The 17,521-nt window shown below is 67.9% G+C and carries 15 protein-coding genes and 4 pseudogenes; 8 read left to right on the forward strand and 11 right to left on the reverse strand.

The genetic code is table 11. The features are described 5' to 3' along the window. The first annotated feature begins 44 nt into the window (after window positions 1–44). Entirely contained in the window at window positions 45–407 is a 363-nt protein-coding gene (locus ACGFK0_RS30065) for a glyoxalase superfamily protein (RefSeq protein ID WP_392910871.1), read from the forward strand. Window positions 408–427: 20 nt separating this feature from the next. Here ACGFK0_RS30065 and ACGFK0_RS30070 read toward each other — a convergent pair whose 3' ends face one another. Beyond that, on the reverse strand, window positions 428–592 hold the full coding sequence (locus ACGFK0_RS30070) for a hypothetical protein (RefSeq protein WP_392910873.1): 165 nt from the start codon (window positions 590–592) through the stop codon (window positions 428–430). A 167-nt stretch (window positions 593–759) separates the two neighbouring features. Here ACGFK0_RS30070 and ACGFK0_RS30075 point away from each other — a divergent pair, with 167 nt between their 5' ends. Further along, window positions 760–2,988 (forward strand): hypothetical protein, encoded by a 2,229-nt coding sequence (locus ACGFK0_RS30075; protein WP_392910875.1) that lies wholly within the window; start codon window positions 760–762, stop codon window positions 2,986–2,988. Between the two features lie 33 nt (window positions 2,989–3,021). Further along, window positions 3,022–3,684 (forward strand): HAD family hydrolase, encoded by a 663-nt coding sequence (locus tag ACGFK0_RS30080; protein ID WP_392910877.1) that lies wholly within the window; start codon window positions 3,022–3,024, stop codon window positions 3,682–3,684. On the opposite strand, the gene ACGFK0_RS30085 is transcribed toward ACGFK0_RS30080, so the two are convergent. From ACGFK0_RS30085 to ACGFK0_RS30100, 4 genes are all read right to left on the reverse strand, one after another. Continuing rightward, window positions 3,659–5,167, reverse strand: a complete 1,509-nt coding sequence (locus ACGFK0_RS30085; RefSeq protein WP_392910880.1) for a B12-binding domain-containing radical SAM protein — start codon at window positions 5,165–5,167, stop codon at window positions 3,659–3,661. The genes ACGFK0_RS30080 and ACGFK0_RS30085 overlap by 26 nt on opposite strands. 321 nt (window positions 5,168–5,488) lie before the next feature. After that, window positions 5,489–6,322, reverse strand: a complete 834-nt coding sequence (locus tag ACGFK0_RS30090) for a hypothetical protein (protein ID WP_392910882.1) — start codon at window positions 6,320–6,322, stop codon at window positions 5,489–5,491. After that, complete coding sequence (locus tag ACGFK0_RS30095; RefSeq protein ID WP_392910884.1) at window positions 6,319–6,876, reverse strand: hypothetical protein; 558 nt, start codon at window positions 6,874–6,876, stop codon at window positions 6,319–6,321. Before ACGFK0_RS30095 ends, ACGFK0_RS30090 begins: the two co-directional genes overlap by 4 nt. Window positions 6,877–6,881: 5 nt before the next feature. Further along, complete coding sequence (locus ACGFK0_RS30100) at window positions 6,882–8,294, reverse strand: hypothetical protein (protein WP_392910886.1); 1,413 nt, start codon at window positions 8,292–8,294, stop codon at window positions 6,882–6,884. A gap of 331 nt (window positions 8,295–8,625) precedes the next feature. Between ACGFK0_RS30100 and ACGFK0_RS30105 the strand changes: the two genes are divergently transcribed. Next, window positions 8,626–9,501: a metal-dependent hydrolase gene (locus ACGFK0_RS30105; protein ID WP_392910888.1), complete on the forward strand. Its 876-nt coding sequence runs from the start codon at window positions 8,626–8,628 to the stop codon at window positions 9,499–9,501. 304 nt (window positions 9,502–9,805) lie between these two features. Here ACGFK0_RS30105 and ACGFK0_RS30110 read toward each other — a convergent pair whose 3' ends face one another. Both ACGFK0_RS30110 and ACGFK0_RS30115 read right to left on the reverse strand, forming a co-directional pair. Beyond that, entirely contained in the window at window positions 9,806–10,012 is a 207-nt protein-coding gene (locus ACGFK0_RS30110) for a DUF397 domain-containing protein (RefSeq protein WP_392910890.1), read from the reverse strand. Next, window positions 10,009–10,542: a DUF5753 domain-containing protein gene (locus tag ACGFK0_RS30115; protein WP_392910892.1), complete on the reverse strand. Its 534-nt coding sequence runs from the start codon at window positions 10,540–10,542 to the stop codon at window positions 10,009–10,011. Before ACGFK0_RS30115 ends, ACGFK0_RS30110 begins: the two co-directional genes overlap by 4 nt. A 430-nt stretch (window positions 10,543–10,972) precedes the next feature. Here ACGFK0_RS30115 and ACGFK0_RS30120 point away from each other — a divergent pair, with 430 nt between their 5' ends. Then, the gene (locus tag ACGFK0_RS30120; RefSeq protein WP_392910895.1) at window positions 10,973–11,188 is read left to right on the forward strand and encodes a hypothetical protein; all 216 of its coding nucleotides are present in this window, start codon (window positions 10,973–10,975) and stop codon (window positions 11,186–11,188) included. A gap of 315 nt (window positions 11,189–11,503) precedes the next feature. On the opposite strand, the gene ACGFK0_RS30125 is transcribed toward ACGFK0_RS30120, so the two are convergent. After that, window positions 11,504–12,745 carry a DUF222 domain-containing protein gene (locus ACGFK0_RS30125; RefSeq protein ID WP_392910897.1) on the reverse strand — a complete coding sequence of 414 codons (1,242 nt, stop codon included), beginning with the start codon at window positions 12,743–12,745 and terminating at the stop codon, window positions 11,504–11,506. Window positions 12,746–12,963: 218 nt separating this feature from the next. On the opposite strand from ACGFK0_RS30125, the pseudogene ACGFK0_RS30130 reads away from it, so the two are divergent. Then, a pseudogene (locus ACGFK0_RS30130) lies at window positions 12,964–13,301 on the forward strand (IS5/IS1182 family transposase); the annotation flags it as partial. Window positions 13,302–13,533: 232 nt separating this feature from the next. Here the strand turns inward: ACGFK0_RS30130 and ACGFK0_RS30135 are convergent. Next, a pseudogene (locus tag ACGFK0_RS30135) lies at window positions 13,534–14,065 on the reverse strand (SUKH-4 family immunity protein). A gap of 164 nt (window positions 14,066–14,229) precedes the next feature. On the opposite strand from ACGFK0_RS30135, the pseudogene ACGFK0_RS30140 reads away from it, so the two are divergent. Further along, a pseudogene (locus ACGFK0_RS30140) lies at window positions 14,230–14,821 on the forward strand (transposase); the annotation flags it as partial. Window positions 14,822–15,340: 519 nt separating this feature from the next. Beyond that, window positions 15,341–15,472 (forward strand): annotated as a pseudogene (locus ACGFK0_RS30145) (IS5/IS1182 family transposase); the annotation flags it as partial. 35 nt (window positions 15,473–15,507) lie between these two features. Here ACGFK0_RS30145 and ACGFK0_RS30150 read toward each other — a convergent pair. Next, on the reverse strand, window positions 15,508–16,566 hold the full coding sequence (locus ACGFK0_RS30150; protein ID WP_392910900.1) for a WD40 repeat domain-containing protein: 1,059 nt from the start codon (window positions 16,564–16,566) through the stop codon (window positions 15,508–15,510). A 304-nt stretch (window positions 16,567–16,870) separates the two neighbouring features. Next, window positions 16,871–17,497, reverse strand: coding sequence for a dihydrofolate reductase family protein (locus tag ACGFK0_RS30155; RefSeq protein WP_392910902.1), 627 nt, complete (start codon window positions 17,495–17,497; stop codon window positions 16,871–16,873). Between the last annotated feature and the right edge of the window lie 24 nt (window positions 17,498–17,521).

The raw sequence follows: 17,521 nt of genomic DNA on the forward strand, positions 1-17,521 counted from the left end.
GCTCGATCAAGATGACGACAAGATCAGCGAGGGGAGATCACGTCATGGACTTCAAGCTCGAACTGGTGACGGTGCCCGTCTCGGACGTGGACCGCGCGATGGCCTTCTACACCGAGAAGGTCGGCTTCAACGCCGACCACGACCACCAGGTGAACGAGGAGATCCGCTTCGTCCAGCTGACACCGCCGGGTTCGGCGTGCTCGATCTCCATCGGCACCGGGCTCGGGGCCGACATGACCCCGGGCTCTGTCCAGGGCCTGCAACTGGTCGTCGAGGACGCCGACGCCGCCCGCGCCGAACTGGCCGGACGGGGAGTCGAGGTCAGCGACGTGCACGAGTTCCCGTGGGGCCGCTTCGTCTTCTTCAAGGACCCGGACGGCAACGGCTGGAACATCCAGCAGCCGTAACACCGTCCGCGTGGGCGGTGTCAGGGGTCGCGGCCCTCGGCAACGTCCGGGTCCTCCAGGGGGTCGGAGGTTCCCGGCGGGCGCGGGGGCCGGCGGCCGCGGGTGAGCCAGGCGGACAGGAACGCCGCGACAAGCGGCATCGCGTCACTGATGACCGTGTGGACGAGCTGCCAGTCCATCGACATGCCACTCCTTCGGGGCGTGGTGATACCCCGAGGGTTCCGGGTTGTCCGCGTCGCGTGCCGCACCATTGACGCCCAAACCCGGGAAGATGCGTCGACATGCGTCGAGGGCCTCATTTCCGGGCGGCGGCCGTGCCTAGCATCGCGGGGAGGCGATTGCGAGACCTTCGATGAGTGCTGCGCTGACCCCCGACCCCGTGGAGCGCTGGGTGACCGCTCTGCGGGCGCTGATCACACCCGGCCTCTATGGAGCGGACCTGGAGGCGTCACCCCTTCTGGATCACCCCGCGGTGCGGGCCCGCACCGGCGGCGGCGCGGCGCGCAACCACCGCGCCGAGGCGCTCATCGCCGTCCTCGAAGAGACCGTCGAGACCCGGCTGCGCGCCGACGACAGGGTCGTCGCACGCATGCTCCTCGGCATCGGCGAGTGGTCGGGCCGCCCGGTCACCGAGCGGCACCGGGCCGCGGCCAAGCGGCGGAACCGGCACTGGTCGTGGGAGCGGAACTACCGCAAGGAACCGCTGGTCCGTGATCTGACCAAGATCGTCCTGGCTTTGGGGCGGAGTGTCCCCGGGCACGCTGAGGACGTTCCGGCCGACGCGTCCGATGCCGCGGCGGACGCGGCTCCCGACGGCAGGGTCGCCGCGCTCTCCGCCGAGCTCGTGCGCAGCCTGGGGCGGCGGCGCACCGCCTACCCCCTCGACATGAGCCTTCATCAGCTGCATTCGGCCTCGCTGCTCGTCGAGACGCGGGTGGCCCGCTACCACGAGCGCCGGTGGAGCGGGCAGGCGCTGACACTGGAGCCTGTCCTGCGCGGACTTCGTGAAGGGCGGTCCGCACTGCTGCTCGGCGAACCCGGCGCCGGCAAGAGCGTGGCCCTGTACGAGCTGATGCAGCGGAGCCTGGCACTGGGGCTCCTCCCCTTCCCCGCGCGCGCCAGGGACCACCGCGCTCTCCTCGCCGACCCGGCGTGGCCGGACCTGCAGGACCTGCCGGAGGCGGTCTTTCTCTTGGACGGCCTGGACGAGGTCGCGGACGACCACTCCGACCTGGCCCGTGACGTCATGGAAATGCTCCGGCGCCGCCCGACCCTGGTCACCTCCCGGCTCCGCGAGTACGAGCACGCGTGGTCGCCGCTGCTGGCCGACGCCGGGTTCGACGACGTGTACGTCCTGCTCCCCTGGCGGCAGGACGTCGAGTTCCCCGAGTTCCTCGGACGGCTTCACGGCACGGGGCTTCTGGACGAGCCGGACCGGCTCTACCACGCGACCTCCGAACGGGAGGATCTGCGGAGGCTCGTGGAGCGACCGCTCTACGCCCGCATGCTGACCTTCATCGGCGAGCCCGGAGCACAGGACGTGGCCGACCCCGTGTCGCTCTACGGCGAGTACCTGACAAAGCTCGCCCACGTCGCCGGAGCGTCCGTGAACGCCTCCGCCGGAGGGCCATCGGACGCGCTCGTGACCTGGCAGACGGCGGCGTGGGCGGCGCACTCGTCCGGGGCGATGGCCGGGGACACCGTCGTTCTCGCCGACCTCGTCCGCACACTGCCCGCGACCCTCGACCCCCGGCGCGCCCGCCGCCTTCTCGACTTCATCCTCAACGTCCGGAGCGTCCGGAATCGCGAGGTGGGCGAGTTCCTCCACTACTCCTTCTTCGAGTATCTCGTCGCGGCCCACGTCAGCGACGTCCTCCTTGCCGGGCCGGACGCCGGGAGCATCCATGAGCTGTTCCGCCGCGACCTCACCCGCGAGATCCGGCACCACCTGATCGCCCAGCTCAGCTCGACTCCGCCGCGCGACCTGCGGGAGAGGCTCGCGGAGGCGTACCGGGTGGCGCGGTCGGAGGGCACCACCCGGGAGGTGCTGGCCATCTGCAACCTCCTGGTCTATCTGCTCTCCAGGGCGGTCCCGAACAGTGAGCCGGTGCTGGCCGACCTGCTCGACCGGGAGGACGACCCGTTCCTGTCGGCCGCGGTGCTCTGGGCGCACTGCCATCGCGGCGTCCCCGGCAGCGACCGGCGGTTCCTGGAGCGCCTGGACGCGGACCCGGACTTTCGCGCTCTATGCCGAGGTTATGTTCTCTATTACTACGGCGACATCGAACGCGATGACGGCCCGCCATATCTGGACAATCCGCCGTACTGCTCTTGCACCAACACGCTCCGCACAATAATGGACGTATTCGAGCGTTCCACCTCAACCCACAAGGTGTCCACGCTCCGCATCGGCATCGATCTCTACACTTTCCTGGACGTCCTCGTCGTGCGCGATCTCTCTGTCCCCCGAGAGGGACTCGAACGTCTACGAAGTTTTCACCAGGCCCTCCATAACGAACAGATCGATGCTACGCTGTGGGCTCGCTTGGCGGAGATGATAGAAATACTCCGGTGGCGTTGATGCTCCGCCGCGCGCAAAAGCGAGGTGGTTCTCATGGGAAAGTTGTTCGTCTGGGATCTGCACGGGACGCTTGAGCGTGGCAATCATCGAGCCGTCATCGACATCTCCAATGAGGTCCTCGGACGCTTCGGCCACACCGAGCGCTTCGACCACGCCGACAGCATCGCCCTCTACGGCAAGAAGTGGTACGAGTACTTCACCTGGCTGCTCGGCGAGGACGAGTACGCGCTGGCGATCGAACTCCAGGAAGCCTGCTTCGAATTGTCCGAGAGCAACCCCAATATGCAGTGCAACGGCATCGAGCCGACCCCTCATGCGGCCGAGACGCTGGCAGCGATAGGGCGGCGGCACGACCAGATCGTGATCTCCAACACCCGGCCCGCGACCCTCGCGATCTTTCTGAAGGTCCTGGGCCTGGAGGAGTTCTTCCCGGAGGGCACCGCGTTCGCGGTCGACCAGCACAGCCGGGAGGCCGAACGCACCAAGGCGCACGTCCTCGCCGAGTACCTCGGCCGCGGCGACCACTACGACAGCTACGACGACATCGTGATCATCGGTGATTCGCCGAGCGATATGAGGCTCGTGGAGGTCGGCGGCGGCAGCCGGTACCTGTTCACCCACCCGGGGTTCCGGTTCCGTGAGTGCGAGGCCGACCATCGGATCAGGGATCTCAGGAGACTGCTGACGGCCGTCTGAGACCGCCCGTCCGCAGCTCCACCTCGCGTATGCGGCGCACGAACCCCGGACGCCACGCGGGGGCGTTCCAGTCGTAGCAGTAGGCCCAGGGCGCGACGCCCCGCAACTCCACGCCGGGCGGCGGACGCAGGGCAAGCGGCGACCCGCGGACGATCTCCAGCAGGTTCAGCGAACCATCGACCATCCCGGGCGTCCTGCCGCACAGCTCCACGAACCACTCCAGCTGCCGCTCCGCCTGCTCGGCCGTCTCACCCGGAAGACCGAAGATCAGGTTGATGACGATGGCGATGCCGCTGTCCACGCAGGCCGCCACCACGTCCTCGACGGCCCCCGGGTCCGTCACCTTGTCGAACAGCCGCTGCCCCACCGGATGGACGGTCTCCACGCCGAACTCCAGCGTCGCCAGTCCCGCCTCCGCCAGCCTCGGGGCGTGGATCGCCAGGCTCCGGGTGACCTTGGTCGTGGCGCTCCACCGAGCGCGGACTCCAGCGTCCTCCAGCGCCTCGGCGAGATCCAGCATCATCGGAATCGTGAACAGGGAGTCCTTCACCGAGAACCGGGTGACGCCGTGCTCGACCGCCAGCGCCGCCATCGCGGCAGCGGCCCGTGGCGCGTCCAGGCGGGTCGCGACGGGTTCCACGACCGGGTACGTGCAGTAGGTGCAGCGGCCGTAGGAGCAGCCGCGCGTGAACTGCAGCGGCATGGTCAGCGCTGACGGCCCGTACAGAGCGAGCTGCCCCGGTGCCGCCAGCGGGTGGTAGCCGAACGGCTCACCGGCCGGCGGGGCGGCCGCGACGCCCGGTGCAGGCGGGCACCCATCGCGGACCCGCTCCACGAGCCCGGCGAAGGTCTCCTCCGCGTGGCCGGGCAGCACATGGTCGACGAACTCCTCCAGATACCGCTGGTCCAGGGACATCTCCTCCGCGAGCAGGGTGACGTGGCTGCCGCCCAGAACGGTGACCGAACCCGGCCAGTGCCGCCGGATCAGCCGGGCGAGGACCAGCGCGAGGAAGACCTGGGACGGCCCCATGATGGAGATGCCGACGACCGGTGGCGGCTGCCGAACCCGCCGGAAGATCCGTTCGTCGAGCCATGTCGTCCAGCCGGAGCCCGGCGCCGCGGCCCGCTCGGCGGCCCGGTACAGCGTCTCGAATCCGAAATGCATTCCCGCACGGGCGTCGGCCGTGTCGGGAAGGTGCACCGCCTCTTCGGCGCGCAGGCCCGTGCTGTCGAAGAACCGCTCCGCCGCGAGCGCCAGCAGGGCACGATTCTTTCCATGGTCGCCGAGGACTTCCCCGGGTCGCCCGCCGGCACTTTTTGTAAACTGCCGGAGATATTCGATGTTGAGGTCGCGCACTTCGACCCTCAATCCGCGCTCGGCCGCGGCCCGAGCCAAGATCATCGGGCCGAGCGGCGGATTCGTTTCCGACGGCGAGGGCGGCGGCACGATCACCATTGCGTCGAACACTTCGCCGAAAGCCATGATCTTTGACCTTCCTCCCGCGAGGGGCCACACCGGCACTGTAACGCGGCATGCGATGCACGACCATGGATAAATACTCACTTCTTTATGGAGACTCAGAATCAGACATTGGTCAGGTCCGTAAAGGACGGAGGCATACTTCATGGCGGCCCGGACTTCCGGCCGCCGCCTATCGCTTCGGGCGGACCCGAATGTGCCCGCGCACCATCATCGGTCAACTGCGCCCCGTAGCCCGGTCGGCGTGGCGGAAATCGCGCGTGGCCGCGTGACGGCCGCCCTGGAACATGCCGCGCGCCCCGGCGCCCACCGGCCTGATGACCACTACCCGGAAGAGCGTCCCGGCTCCCGTGGGCGGCCGGGGACGAGGGCGGCGACCAGGGTGCCGGCGGCACCGCCGGCGCAGAGGTAGATCCACTCCCGCTCAGGTACGGCCGACCAGACCGTCGTGCCGGCCCAGAGCATCCCCAGGGCGGCGCCGGCGGCCCTCAGCAGCAGCGGGGACACCGCCACCAGAAGCAGGCCGGCCGCCGAACCGGGGCCGCGCGGCATCAGGCGCGCCCCGAGCACGCCCGCCACGCCCGCCGAGCAGCCGGCCGCCACGAGCGACCAGCGCTCCAGATCGCCGAGCGCGTCGATCGCGTCGGCGGTCACCTCGCCGGAGGGACCGATCAGCAGGTCCGGGGCGAGAGTCCGGGCCAGCACGAACCGGGCGGCGAGAGCGAGCAGCAACGCCGCGGTGGCGGCCGGCACGACCGGTGTGAGGGACGGCCGCGGCACCGCCACCCGGCCGGCGCCGGCCCCGGCGAGCGCCGCCACCGCGATGGCGGCCATCGCGAGGAGGGCGCTGCCCGCCGGCCAGTCGCCCGCCGTCACGAAGAAGATCAGCAGGCCCGCCATCACGATCGCGAGCGCGGCCAGTGCGGCCGAGATGCTCGCCGGGAGTTCGGCGCCCTCGCCGCGGCTGGTCCGGACCGTCCCGAACCAGGTACCGAACGCCGCAGCCGCCAGCCAGGCGGCCGCAAGGAGCGAGGCCGTCCAGGCGGACGGTCCCCCGGACGCGGCCGAGAGCGCACCGAAGCCGGTTCTGCCGGTGGGCGTGCTCATCAGCAGCACCGCGAGAAGCAGGACGACCGCGGCGGCCGGGCCGCCCTTCACGCGGTGATCCTGAACGAGCCGGCGACGCCGTCCATCAACCGCGCGGCCTGATCGGCGCCGGGCGCGATGACGATCATCCGGACGTCGGCCACCGTCCCGGTGCCGAGGTCGACGAACAGATCCACCTGCTGAAGCGTCGTCCAGCCGTCCATGCCGCTCGGGGCGGTGTAGGACTTGCGGACCACCTGCGCGGCGGCGTCCTGCATTGTGAGCCTCCGGCGCTCCAGAAGGCGGAAGTCGCGTGCGGTCCTGCTCTGCGCGACGAACGCGTCCACCATGCGGCCCATCAAACGGTTCCGTTCCTCGGTGAAGACCGACCACGAGGCCTGCGGCGGGCGCTGCGGCGGCTCGGGCCGCAGGACCTCGAAGTCGGCGCCGCGGAAGATCCGTTTGCCCGGGTCCTGCTTCCAGCCCTTCGGATACCCGACGGTGAAGCCCTTGCCGGTGAAGACGGACAGGCCGGGATCGACCGGAGGAAGCTCACGCTCCCCGCCGCAGCCGGGCGCGACGGCGACCAGCAGGACGGCGGCCACGGCCGGGATCAGTCGCGACATGGGTTTCAGTCCCCGCCCCGCTCGCACGAGTACCATCGCCGCCACTCACCGGTGGCCGGGTCGACGTAGTGCGCCTCGTCCAGGGTCATGTTCCGCTCGCTGTGGCTGGAGTTGAAGTCGAACCATTCGATCACCAGGTCCAACTCGGCGCCGCCCTGCACGGTGTGGCCCGTCGCGTTGTAAAGCTGCTGCGTGGTCGTGACGTTCGGGCCGTCCGCGAGTTCCTCGATGGTGAGGGCCCCTTCGATGCGGCCGGCGAAGTCGTCGTCGAAAATGCCCCTCAGTTCGTCCGCGACCTCGCCGCGCTGATCCGGCGGAATCTCGATGGTCGTCGTGTTGACGGTGACGTCGCCGTTCTCGACCATCACGCCACCGCCCGCCCCGCCGCCTCCGCGGTCCGTCTCGAACCCCAGCTGCAGCGATCCGCCCGCCCCGAAACGCCATTCGCTGGTGTTGACCGCGGTGATCTTCTTCGGGTCGCCGTTCTCGTCGTACTCGACATGGATCACGTTGCCGCCGACCCGTTCGTAGGAGATCTCCCGGCCCGCGCCCAGGACGGGACTGGGCGTCAGCTCCACGCCGAGCCGCGCGGTGTCGGTGTCGGTGGCCGCGTAGTACTCGCCGTGGACGCGCTCCCCGCCGGGTTCGATCGACTCCGACGTGCCGAGCAGCCGGCTCTCCTCATGCCGGAGCGAGCCGCTCAGTCCGGTGTCGCCGACGTCGCTGCCCACCGACCCGTCGACCTCGACGAACGCGTTGGTGCCGTCCGCATTGATGATCATCGCGGGGAGGTCCATCTCCTCGGCGATCTGGAGCGGCATCTCCTCGAGCTCGGCCATGGCGTCCTCGTCGTCCAGCATCTCCCAGATGCCGCCGTGCTCCTCGATCAGATCGGTGCCCCGGCGTTGCAGCCGTCCCTGGTACTCCTCCAGCTCCTCCTGGTTCTGGACGGTGACCTGCTGCTGGTTCTCTCCCGTCCACAGCACGCCCCCGCCGACGCTGACCCCCCAGCCGGTGCCGCCGACCCGGCCGCCCAGACCGGCCTCGAGGTCGATGCCCGAGCCCGACGAGTTGCTGGTGGTGACCACGATCGACCCGTCCGCGTTGCTGTCCACCTGCGCGCTGTGCGAATCCTGGTCGCCGAACAGGATGACCTTCCGGCCCGTGGTCGTCTGGTCGATGCCCTGGTGGACGGTGCATGCGCTCAGCGCCGGGGGGCCGGAAGGCGTGCCGGACTCGCACTCTCCACCGAACAGCTTGCAGAGCGCGTCCCCGATTCTGCTGGACGCCGTGTCCATGACGGGTGAGCTGACCAGAACCCCGACCACCACGGCCGCCACCAACAGCACGGCGCCGTACTCCGCGGCGCTCGCCCCACGGTCGGCGACGCGGCCAAAACCCCTGGTGCGCTGCAACATGAGGGAAGCGTGGCCGCGCTTCCGCGGCAGCACGAGGGCCCCCGGACCCAATGTGGCACCCGAGAACAAGGGGCCCCATTCCGGCCCTTTTCCCAGGCTCCTACAGCCGGGTCAAAACACCCCGGGTTTGGGATCCGGCACAATTTGATCTTGAAAAACGTTGCCTCGGTGAGCAAGCGGCGGAAGCCGAAGTCTCGGCCTGTTCCCGGGCGGCTTCCGGCTCGTTCGGCGGTGCCGTCGCCGGGTTGCGGCGAAGTGAGCGCCCGGGTGATTATTGGACTGACTATCCAGCAACGGCAGTGGACGGCCACCGACCCGAGGCGAGGTTTGCATGACCGCTCCTGAACGCCCCGCCCCCGCGCGGCCCGTGCCCGCCAGGACCATGAAGGTGCGCCGTCTGCGGTTCACCTACCCGAAAGGGGCGATGCGCCGCCACTACGCCGACGACGATCTGATCTTGAGCCACGTCGTGGCCGTGCTCTCAGCGACGTTCCCGAGGGGTGAGGACTTCTTCATCCGCTCCGTCCGCGCCTGCTCCGGACAGATCACCGACCCGGAACTGAAGCGGCAGGTCAAGGCGTTCATCGGCCAGGAGGTGGTGCACGGCCGCGAGCACGACACCCTCAACGGGCAACTGCGCAGGATGGGCTACCCCACCCATTGGGTGGACGCCTTCGTCAAGCGCAGCACCGGGCTCGGCCTGCGGCTCATGCCGCCGCGTGCCGCACTCGGCCACACCGCGGCCCTGGAGCACTACACCGCGACGCTCGCCGAGTGCCTGCTCACCGACCCGCGCGCCCAGGCGCTCCTGGGCGACACCGAGGTCCGCAACGTCCTGCTGTGGCACGCCTTGGAGGAGTCGGAGCACAAGTCGGTCGCCTTCGACGTCTACCGTGCCGCCGGCGGCTCGGAGCGCCTGCGCCGCCGCACCATGATCGAGGCGACCGTCGGCCTGTTGGGCGTGACGATCTTCTTCACGATCGTGTCGATGCTCATGGACCCGGCCACCTACAACCCGCGGCGCCTCGCCGCCAGCCTGCGCGCCCTGCGCCACTCGCCGTTCCTGAGCGAGAAGGTCCGCGCCCGCATCCGCGCCTACCAGCGCCCCGGCTTCCACCCCGACGACTTCGATGCCGCCGGCATCCTCACCCGCTGGCGCACCGAACTCTTCGGCCCGGACGGCGCCCTGCTGGACCGCCTCACCTGACAACGGCCTTCGACGACACCCGAACCAGCCCACCGCGAGAACTCCGGAAGCCCAGCCTCCCTTGTCGAGCGGGGCTTGGAGTGGGTTGCATGGACCGACATGAAGGTTGTCGTCACCGGAGGGACCGGAGCACTCGGCGGCCACACCGTCCCGGAACTCGTAGGGGCCGGTCACTCTGTGTCGGCCCTGGCGCGCACAGCGAGCAGATGCCCGCCCAGGCACGCCGACACGTCGGCCTGGTACTGGGGTCTCCTCAGAACTACCCGTTTTCGATCCACGGAGCCGGGACGCCGGCCGGCTATGGCTACCGGTCGTACCGTCCGGCGCGAATGTCACGCGCCAGCGCACCGAATGCCGCCCGCCCGAACGCCAGCTTCGGCCCCTCCGGGTCCTTCGAATCTCTCACAGCCACGACCGACGCGACTCCGGCAACCTCAACGCAGTTGTCCCCTTCGGAGTCGCTGTACGTGCTCTTGCGCCAGTCTCTGGATGACAGGTCGGGGGTGCTCACGTGCCCTCCATGATGGTCCGTATCAGTGCAGCGGATTCCGTTGCCGACAACGCCTCAGATCTTGCCACATTGAACAGGACGGTGAGGTTCTGGACCGCTGTTACGTCAGTGAGCATCTGACCATTTCGGCCGGTGCCCTCAATGTACGCGACGTCTGCTGACCTTTCGAGGGTGAGGATCTGGAATCCAGTCGGCTGAAAGACATACGCACACGCCGGAAGTACTTGGATGGAGATGTTTGGCAATTCAGCCAACTCCAACAGCCGCTTGCACTGTCCAAGACGAACCTCTGATGGGACGTCACGGAGAGCAGACTCTCGAATCAACAGGAACACCATGGGCGCATTGGGAGCCGTCAGCACCGCCTGCCGCTCCATGCGGATCGCGACGAGCTCATCGAGCTTGTCCCTCTGTAGCCCATGGCTGAACACCAATCGGGCGTACTCCTCGGTCTGAAACAGACCAGTGATTAGCACAGGCTCGTAGACGCTGATCTGTGCCGCCTCCTTCTCGGCATTGATCAACGGCATGAACCCAGTAGGGATCAGCCCACGCTTCCGCGCCTCCTGGTGCTTCTCCCACGTGCGGCGAAACATGCCGCCGGTCTGGAAATAGGTGTCCAGGTCGTCGGAGAGGCCCTCGGACGGAGGCTTCTCGAAGGTCTCAACCTTGGCGATTCACTGCGGCGTGCAGCCCAACACGGCCGCGAGTTTGTTCCGGGAGAGGCCAGACGCCTCACGTCGTGCCCGCAGTTCGTTGACGAACATCTCCTGATAGGCGGAGGGGCTGTTGTCACGCGAGGGTGCCATCGGGTGTCTCCCGGGTGTCGGCCCGCTTGTTCGGGGGTGTCACCTGTCTTGTTCGGATGCTCGTCGGGGGGTGAGCGGTTCGTAGCTCACAGTAACCCTCCCCTGCCAGGCTCGTCCTCGAAAAGCCGAACCATTCGCAGGGACCCCGCCCGTGAACGATCAAGAACGCGAACGTCTGCAGGACCAGTACCCGAGCTGGCACATTCGCCGGCCGCCGACGATGGAATGTCTCATAGCCACGCGCCTCGGCCGTCCGCTTACGCAGCGGGAAATCTATTACGGCCTCTGCGCGACCATCGTCGAGGACAGTTACGAGTTGCTCGGCGAGGCCCTCGCCGGCCAGCGTAAGATCGAGGAAACCTTGTGATCTTTGTGCTGGCGATCACCGGTGCCTCGCTCGTGGCCGTCCTCTCGGTGTGGATGCTGATCCTTTTCATCAGCATGGCCCTCGCCGACTCCGGCTACGTCGGTAAACACCGCTGATCTCCCGGAGCGGCTGCCGCGCACGGCGCCTGCGTGCCCCGATCATGCGCCGGACGCCGAACGGTTCCCTCCCCTGGGCCGGCAGCCGCTCCGGGTCCATTCTCGATCGGCCGTCTGACGCGAAGCCGCAAGCCTGATAGCCCCGCGTCGGCAGCCATTTGGATCTTGGCTGGTGACTTCGGGAGCCGCGATGCGAGGATCACGCGGCCTGGGCCCACGGTGGCGGTCGGCTGATCATTGCGGGCATTCCCGTCCCGGACGGACGGAGGCGGTAGACGTAGCGTCCGTCCCGCCCCTGTTCGATGTCCAACCGATCGGGGTGGGTGTGCTTGAACTGGTTGTGCCAGCGACACGCCAGGGCCAGTTGGTCGATGTCCGTCGACGAGCCCAGCACCCAGCCCCGGACGTGGTCAACCTCGCACGAGGTGCCCGGAACTTCGCAGCCATGGACCGCACAGGTCGGATAGAGCGTCTCCAGCACCTGCCGCTGGGGGCCGGTGGCGAAGCGGACTCGTCTTCCCAAGTAGAGCGGGATGCTTCCGCGTCCCAGCAGCAGCGGGGAAACACCGGCGTTGAGAGCGATGCGGCGGGCATGTGCGGCGGGAACGGGGGTGCCGTCGGTGAGGTGACCGGGCGTGGTCCCGCCGGTGAGGGTGTCCAGGTCGCAGATGACGGTGACCTTGGTGGCCCGGTGCCCATCGGCCAAGACGCCCGTCAGCGCCGCCGCCGTCCGCTCGGACAGGTCGCGGCGGTCGTCGGTCCCGGCGGGCTTGGCCAGCGGCCCGAGCGTCCCCTCCCAGACTGCGGCGTCCTCTGCGTTCAGCCATCCCTTGATGTACCGACCACCGTCCAGAGAACGCGTCGAGTCGACCCAGGACCGCTCATAGCCGCGCCGGGAGTCGTCATCGGGAGTCTCGGTGCCGTCGCGTTCGGTGATCACATCGCGGATCCGGCTCCCGAAGGAGGCCACCTTCCCGGCAGAGAAGTCCTGGTCGACCATGCCGAGCAGGATCTCTTCCGCCGCCCGGCAATCGTCGTCATCCAGCCTGGCGACCGCTACCGCGATGGTGGCGGCATACCCGAAGGACAGGGCGCCGGTGCTCCACCGTCCGGTGACGTCGGTCAGGCGGTGCCGCTGCCGGGCCAGGGTAAGCCGTTCCTTGGCGCGGGCATCGCGCATGCCGAGCCGGTTGCGCAGCCATGACTGGGTGGAAGGGAAACCCCACCGCTGCGCCTCACGGCCGGCGTCCACGACGGAGATGAATCCGGCCAAGGCGGCCTCGGTCATGTCACCGGCGGCCGACAGGGTCTCCGCGAGATCCAGGCACGCGGCCGGGGACTCGGGTGCCGCACGCCGGGCGAGTTCGGCGGCGACCTTCGACAGGACGTCCACCAATTCTGAGGTGGAGGCCCGATCAACCCAGCTCTCCGTCGAACACATGTTTGAATGCTATCGCACCGCCCCCGAAGCAGCCACCACGATAAGCCTCGTGAGGGTTAGATTACTGTCACCCAAACAGACAACAAAAGCGTCCAAAACTCCCATTCAGGCATCTAAGAGGCCACGCAGATCGAGGTGGCGGGAGACCTCGGCAGCAGAACGAGCACGGGTCTTGGTGATCAGGGAGTTGCGACACTCTGTGATCATCGAGGAGACCCGTGCCCGCGCTGCCATCATGGCTGACTGAGCCGCTCTGGGACCAGTTCGCGGCCCCGCTGCCCGAGCGGCCGGTGTACCACCCGGACCATCCGCTCGGCTGTCACCGTCAGCGGATCGGCGACCGGATCATCTTCGACAAGCTGCTGCAACTGCTGCGCTTCGGCTGTTCTTACGAAAGCCCCCGCGGCGAGGTCGCCGGACGCTCACCGGTCGACCGCGGCAAACAGGGCCTGAACGCTCGGGTATGACGGACGGATACGGCATTCCCTTGGGCCGCGTCCTGGCCGGCGCCAACCGCCACGACTCCCCCTGCTCGCCCCCCACCCCGGACCGCCTTGTCGAACGCACCCACGCCTGGCAGAACGCCTTTCACCGCAGGGAGTAGTTCCTTCGTAGGGATATCTGAGCTGCTGTGGCTGTGGGCGCTTTGGTTGGCCGGTCAGCGCTTGAGGTGGGCCGGTGTTGCCGTGAGGCGAAGCGCGATGGCTGTCGCAGCGGGTGGGCTTGTAGGTCTGTTCAGCTGAGGTTGGTGTGCCGAGCCCTTGGACGGGGGGTTGCGAACGGTCGGGTCAGGTCAGAATCTTGTTCAGGGTGATGGACCACCAACTGTCGGGCACTTCGAGCGCCGGGGAATCCTGTGCCGTCAGGCGTGACCGGGCTTCCTCGGCCAGCGCCCGGCGTTCCTCACCGTCCGCGTTGCTGCTCTTTGTCTGGTAGACGCCGCACTGGTAGAGGAACTCGATGAAGTCATGGACCGAGCTGTTGATGGTCTCCATTCGCGGGTCACCCTCGGCGAGGGCGAACATCCCGACGAACCAGTTGCGAAAGTCGAGGAAGTACCGCACGTGCTCATCATCGCCGGCACCACCGATCACGAGGAGTCTGGCCGTGGTCACCGGCAAGGTAGTCATGGACGGAGAAGGTCTGCGGCTCGCCCTTCACCCAAGTGTTGAAAATGGGTGAAACCTGTTTGGGGAGGCCGACATCAGCGAGCACCCGCGCGGCGTCCGGATCCACTCCCACCTGGCGAAGCTGATCGTAATCCGCCGATGTGACGTTGGCCTGGCCAAACGTCCTGACAAGATCAAAATACGAGACCATCTTCCGTCCTCACCCGTCCTGGCTCGTTGCACGTCTGGCGATCTGGCGATCTGGCGGTGTCCGCCCGAAACGGCATCACCGGGATTCAAGATCACATTATTGAACAGATCGTCGCTGGCGGTAGCAACTTCCTCAGGGATCGCGTTGACGCCGCCACCGCCGACCAACTGCTGGCCACCACCAAGCCCCTCGCGCCGCGCATGGCCGGCCGCCTGGTCGAGGCGGTCAAGGCCGCGCTGGACGCCCAGACCGTCGTCGTCCCCGGCACCACCGCGGCCGCGACCGTTCTGCCACACCTCGCCCGGTCGCTGCGATCGGTCCATGACCAGCGCAAACAGGTCGCCACCGAAGTGGAGGAGATCCTCGATACGCACCCTCTCGCCAAGGTCCTGATCTCGATGCCCGGCCTCGGGATCAGGACCAGCGCACGAATCCTGCTGGAGATCGGCGACATCTCCGCCTCCCCCACCCCCGGCCACCTGGCCGCCTACGCAGGCCTGGCCCCCGTCACCCGCCGCTCCGGCTCCTCCATCAAAGGCGAACACCCACCCAAAGGCGGCAACAAGAACCTCAAACGAGCCATGTTCCTGTCCGCGTTCGCCTCGCTCTCCGACCCGCTGAGCAGGGCGTACTACAACCGGAAAGAGAGCCGAGGGCAAGAAACACAACGCCGCCCTCATCTGCCTGGCCCGCCGCCGCTCCGACGTCATCTTCGCCATGCTCCGCGACAAACAGCCTTACCAACCCTCACGCACACCGGCGCCATTCAGTGGTGAGGATGCCGACTGCGACCAATACCGCCGCACCCTGCGTCAGATCGCCATCAAAGAGAGACAACGACGAGCCGAGTGGGAGAAGACGTATCCGGCGAGGCGACGGCAGGAGCAGAAGCAACTAAGTGAACTCCCATCAGGTGAGTACACGCGGCTCATGCGGCAGGGACAGCTCCCGCTGCCCGGGTTGCGGGAGGAGTTCTTCGCAGGCAGCACCTACGCGGTTGTCAGATCCGACGGCAGCGAGCCGAGGTGCCATCGCCAGCCCGATCGGCATGCCTCCTGAGCGTGGGGCCTCCGCCCAGGGCGGCGTCTCCTCCTGACCCGGCGGCCACTTGGTGATCGAGGCCGAGCTGCGCCCCAGGCCGACGTCTCGGCGGCCCCCACCCGGACGAAGTCGTCAGGCCTCGGGGATGTAAGCCATGCTCCGCGACAAACAGCCCTACCAGCCCTCACGCACACCGGCGCCCCAGGCCGCTTGACGAATCCCATAGGGACACATTGCTCCGAGCGCCAGGTCAACGTCATCGATGCCTTCTTCGATCTCGCCGACACGATCATCACCGTGCGCAGCCTGATCCGACGGGCATGGACCACCTGCCGCGGGGACGAACGCCCGACCCGCAGACCATGACCGCACGCGGATCCGCGTGACTCTCACAATGACATCTACAACGGAAATTCCCAGAGGTGGACTGAGTCGCAGTGGGCAGTACTGATGATCATGGGGCGGCTGTCGAGATAGGCCACCCGCAGCCCGAGCACCTCGCTGATGTGCCCCCGGAGCGACTGGCCCAGCAACCGGTGCTCGGCCAGGTCCCACACGCAGATGGTCCCGTCCATCGCCCCGGTGACGGCGAACGGACGACCGTAAACGGTGCCGGCGGTCAAGCAGCTGATTTCGTCCCCGGGCACGGTGAGGGGTTCGCCCCACTCGTTGGATTCGGGGTCTCCCAGCACGAGGCTTTGCCCTCCCGCTGCGAGGACCTGTATACGACCGTCCACCGAGGCCAGGGCGAACTCGGTGGACGTCTCGTCTAGGTCGTCGAATTCGGCGAGGTGCCGCTCTTCCTCGATATCCCACACGAGCACGCCACCGTCCCGGCCACCGGCCACCACGACCGGCCGGCCCGCCAACAGTCCCGCCGCGGCAGCGCTACTGGCGCGCGACTTGCATTCCAGTTCCTCAATGTTCACAAGAGAGTCGTAAGGCGAAGGCCGCTCCGGCTCTGTCACGGAATCGTCCTCGTCGTCCTCGTCTTCAAGGTCGCCATCGTCGTCATGCCGGTCCCCCGGCTCGGCAACGGACGGATCCCACAACTCCACGCCCCACGTGCCGGTGAATCCCACGAGCAACCTCGAGCGGTCACCGAAGTCGGCCCTGACCACCGAGGACGTACCGCCCTCTTGTGCGCTCAGCCGTACCTTGCCCGTTTCCAGGTCCCACATGGCGAAGCCTTGGTGGTCACCTCCACCACCGATCACGATCCGACCGTCCACCACCGCGGCACCGATCGAAGTGAGCTCCGTATACGGGAATTCCTCGTCCGGAATGTCGAGCTCGTACTGTGTCCAGCGATGGCTGGCGGGATCCCAGGTGCACGCAAGCCGGTCTCTGTCGGGGCTGCCGACGAGGATCAGCCGACCGTCGAGGGTGACAAGGTCGAAATCGATGATGTGGTGGGGGGACGGAGGCTGACTGGAGAGCAAGGAGGAGTGAACCGACATACCGACACCCTGCCAGCCCCCTCTGACGCTCGGCTCGCCAACGGTCTGCTCGGCACACCGGTACGGGCGGCGTCAAGCCGCCTATCCGCGCGAGTTCTCAGAACAATGCCCGCCAGAAAGGTGAAAGCGCGCCAACGGCTTCGAGCCCTTCCGACCTGCTCGGGCCGGGCAACGAACTCGTCCACTGTCAAGCGCGGCAAGGGCACCGAGCCGTTCAGCCACAGTTCGGCCAGGCGCTCATCTCCGCCGAGGCGCTCTGCTCGTTCCGTGGCCGATACCGGTCCGCTCCCGCTGACTGCCGCACCTACGTCGTGGTGGCGGGTGCGTACCGCGGGCGCCCGCTGGGCCGGTACACCTGGACCGTCACGCCGTTCGAGGTGACTCGCGAGTCGACCAGGTCGAGTGCCGTGTCCGGGCCGGCGTCGGGGAACAGCCGCGTGCCCTGGCCGACGACCACGGGATAGGTGAGCAGGATGATCTCGTCGACGAGCCGGTGGTCGAACAGCCGGCGGACCAGGTCGCCGCTGCCGTGCACCTGCAGTTCGCCCCCCGGCTTGGCCTTCAGTTCGCGGATGGCGGCCACGACGTCACCGGACAGGACGGTCGTGTCCGCCCATTGCGGGTCGGTGAGCGTCGTCGATGCCACGTACTTGGGCCGCGCGTTCAACGCCACGGAGATCGGGTTGTCGCCCTGATCGGCCCCCCAGGAGCCGGTTCCCCAGGAGTCGGCGAAGATCTCGTAGGTCTTCCGGCCGAACAGGAAGGCGTCGGCGCGCTGGTAGACCCGGCCGAGGAACGTCTCGGCCTCGTCGTCGAACAGCGGCAAGGCCCATCCGCCGCGCTCGAACCCGCCCCGAAGGTCCTCGTCCGCCCCGCCGAGTCCCTGCATCACTCCGTCGACGGAGATGTTCGTGATGGTCGTCAGTTTCATGGTCGCGGCTCCGTTCTCGCTGGG

This window comes from Spirillospora sp. NPDC048823 (genome assembly GCF_043198445.1).
GTDB lineage: Bacteria > Actinomycetota > Actinomycetes > Streptosporangiales > Streptosporangiaceae > Spirillospora.

Coding starts and splice junctions, on each gene's coding strand:
- ACGFK0_RS30150 (WP_392910900.1), bottom strand. CDS start 16,566: ATGTCGGTTCACTCCTCCTTGCTCTCCAGTCAGCCTCCGTCCCCCCAC.
- ACGFK0_RS30065 (WP_392910871.1), top strand. CDS start 45: ATGGACTTCAAGCTCGAACTGGTGACGGTGCCCGTCTCGGACGTGGAC.
- ACGFK0_RS30085 (WP_392910880.1), bottom strand. CDS start 5,167: ATGGCTTTCGGCGAAGTGTTCGACGCAATGGTGATCGTGCCGCCGCCC.
- ACGFK0_RS30075 (WP_392910875.1), top strand. CDS start 760: ATGAGTGCTGCGCTGACCCCCGACCCCGTGGAGCGCTGGGTGACCGCT.
- ACGFK0_RS30095 (WP_392910884.1), bottom strand. CDS start 6,876: ATGTCGCGACTGATCCCGGCCGTGGCCGCCGTCCTGCTGGTCGCCGTC.
- ACGFK0_RS30070 (WP_392910873.1), bottom strand. CDS start 592: ATGTCGATGGACTGGCAGCTCGTCCACACGGTCATCAGTGACGCGATG.
- ACGFK0_RS30105 (WP_392910888.1), top strand. CDS start 8,626: ATGACCGCTCCTGAACGCCCCGCCCCCGCGCGGCCCGTGCCCGCCAGG.
- ACGFK0_RS30155 (WP_392910902.1), bottom strand. CDS start 17,497: ATGAAACTGACGACCATCACGAACATCTCCGTCGACGGAGTGATGCAG.
- ACGFK0_RS30100 (WP_392910886.1), bottom strand. CDS start 8,294: ATGTTGCAGCGCACCAGGGGTTTTGGCCGCGTCGCCGACCGTGGGGCG.
- ACGFK0_RS30080 (WP_392910877.1), top strand. CDS start 3,022: ATGGGAAAGTTGTTCGTCTGGGATCTGCACGGGACGCTTGAGCGTGGC.
- ACGFK0_RS30115 (WP_392910892.1), bottom strand. CDS start 10,542: ATGCCGTTGATCAATGCCGAGAAGGAGGCGGCACAGATCAGCGTCTAC.
- ACGFK0_RS30125 (WP_392910897.1), bottom strand. CDS start 12,745: ATGTGTTCGACGGAGAGCTGGGTTGATCGGGCCTCCACCTCAGAATTG.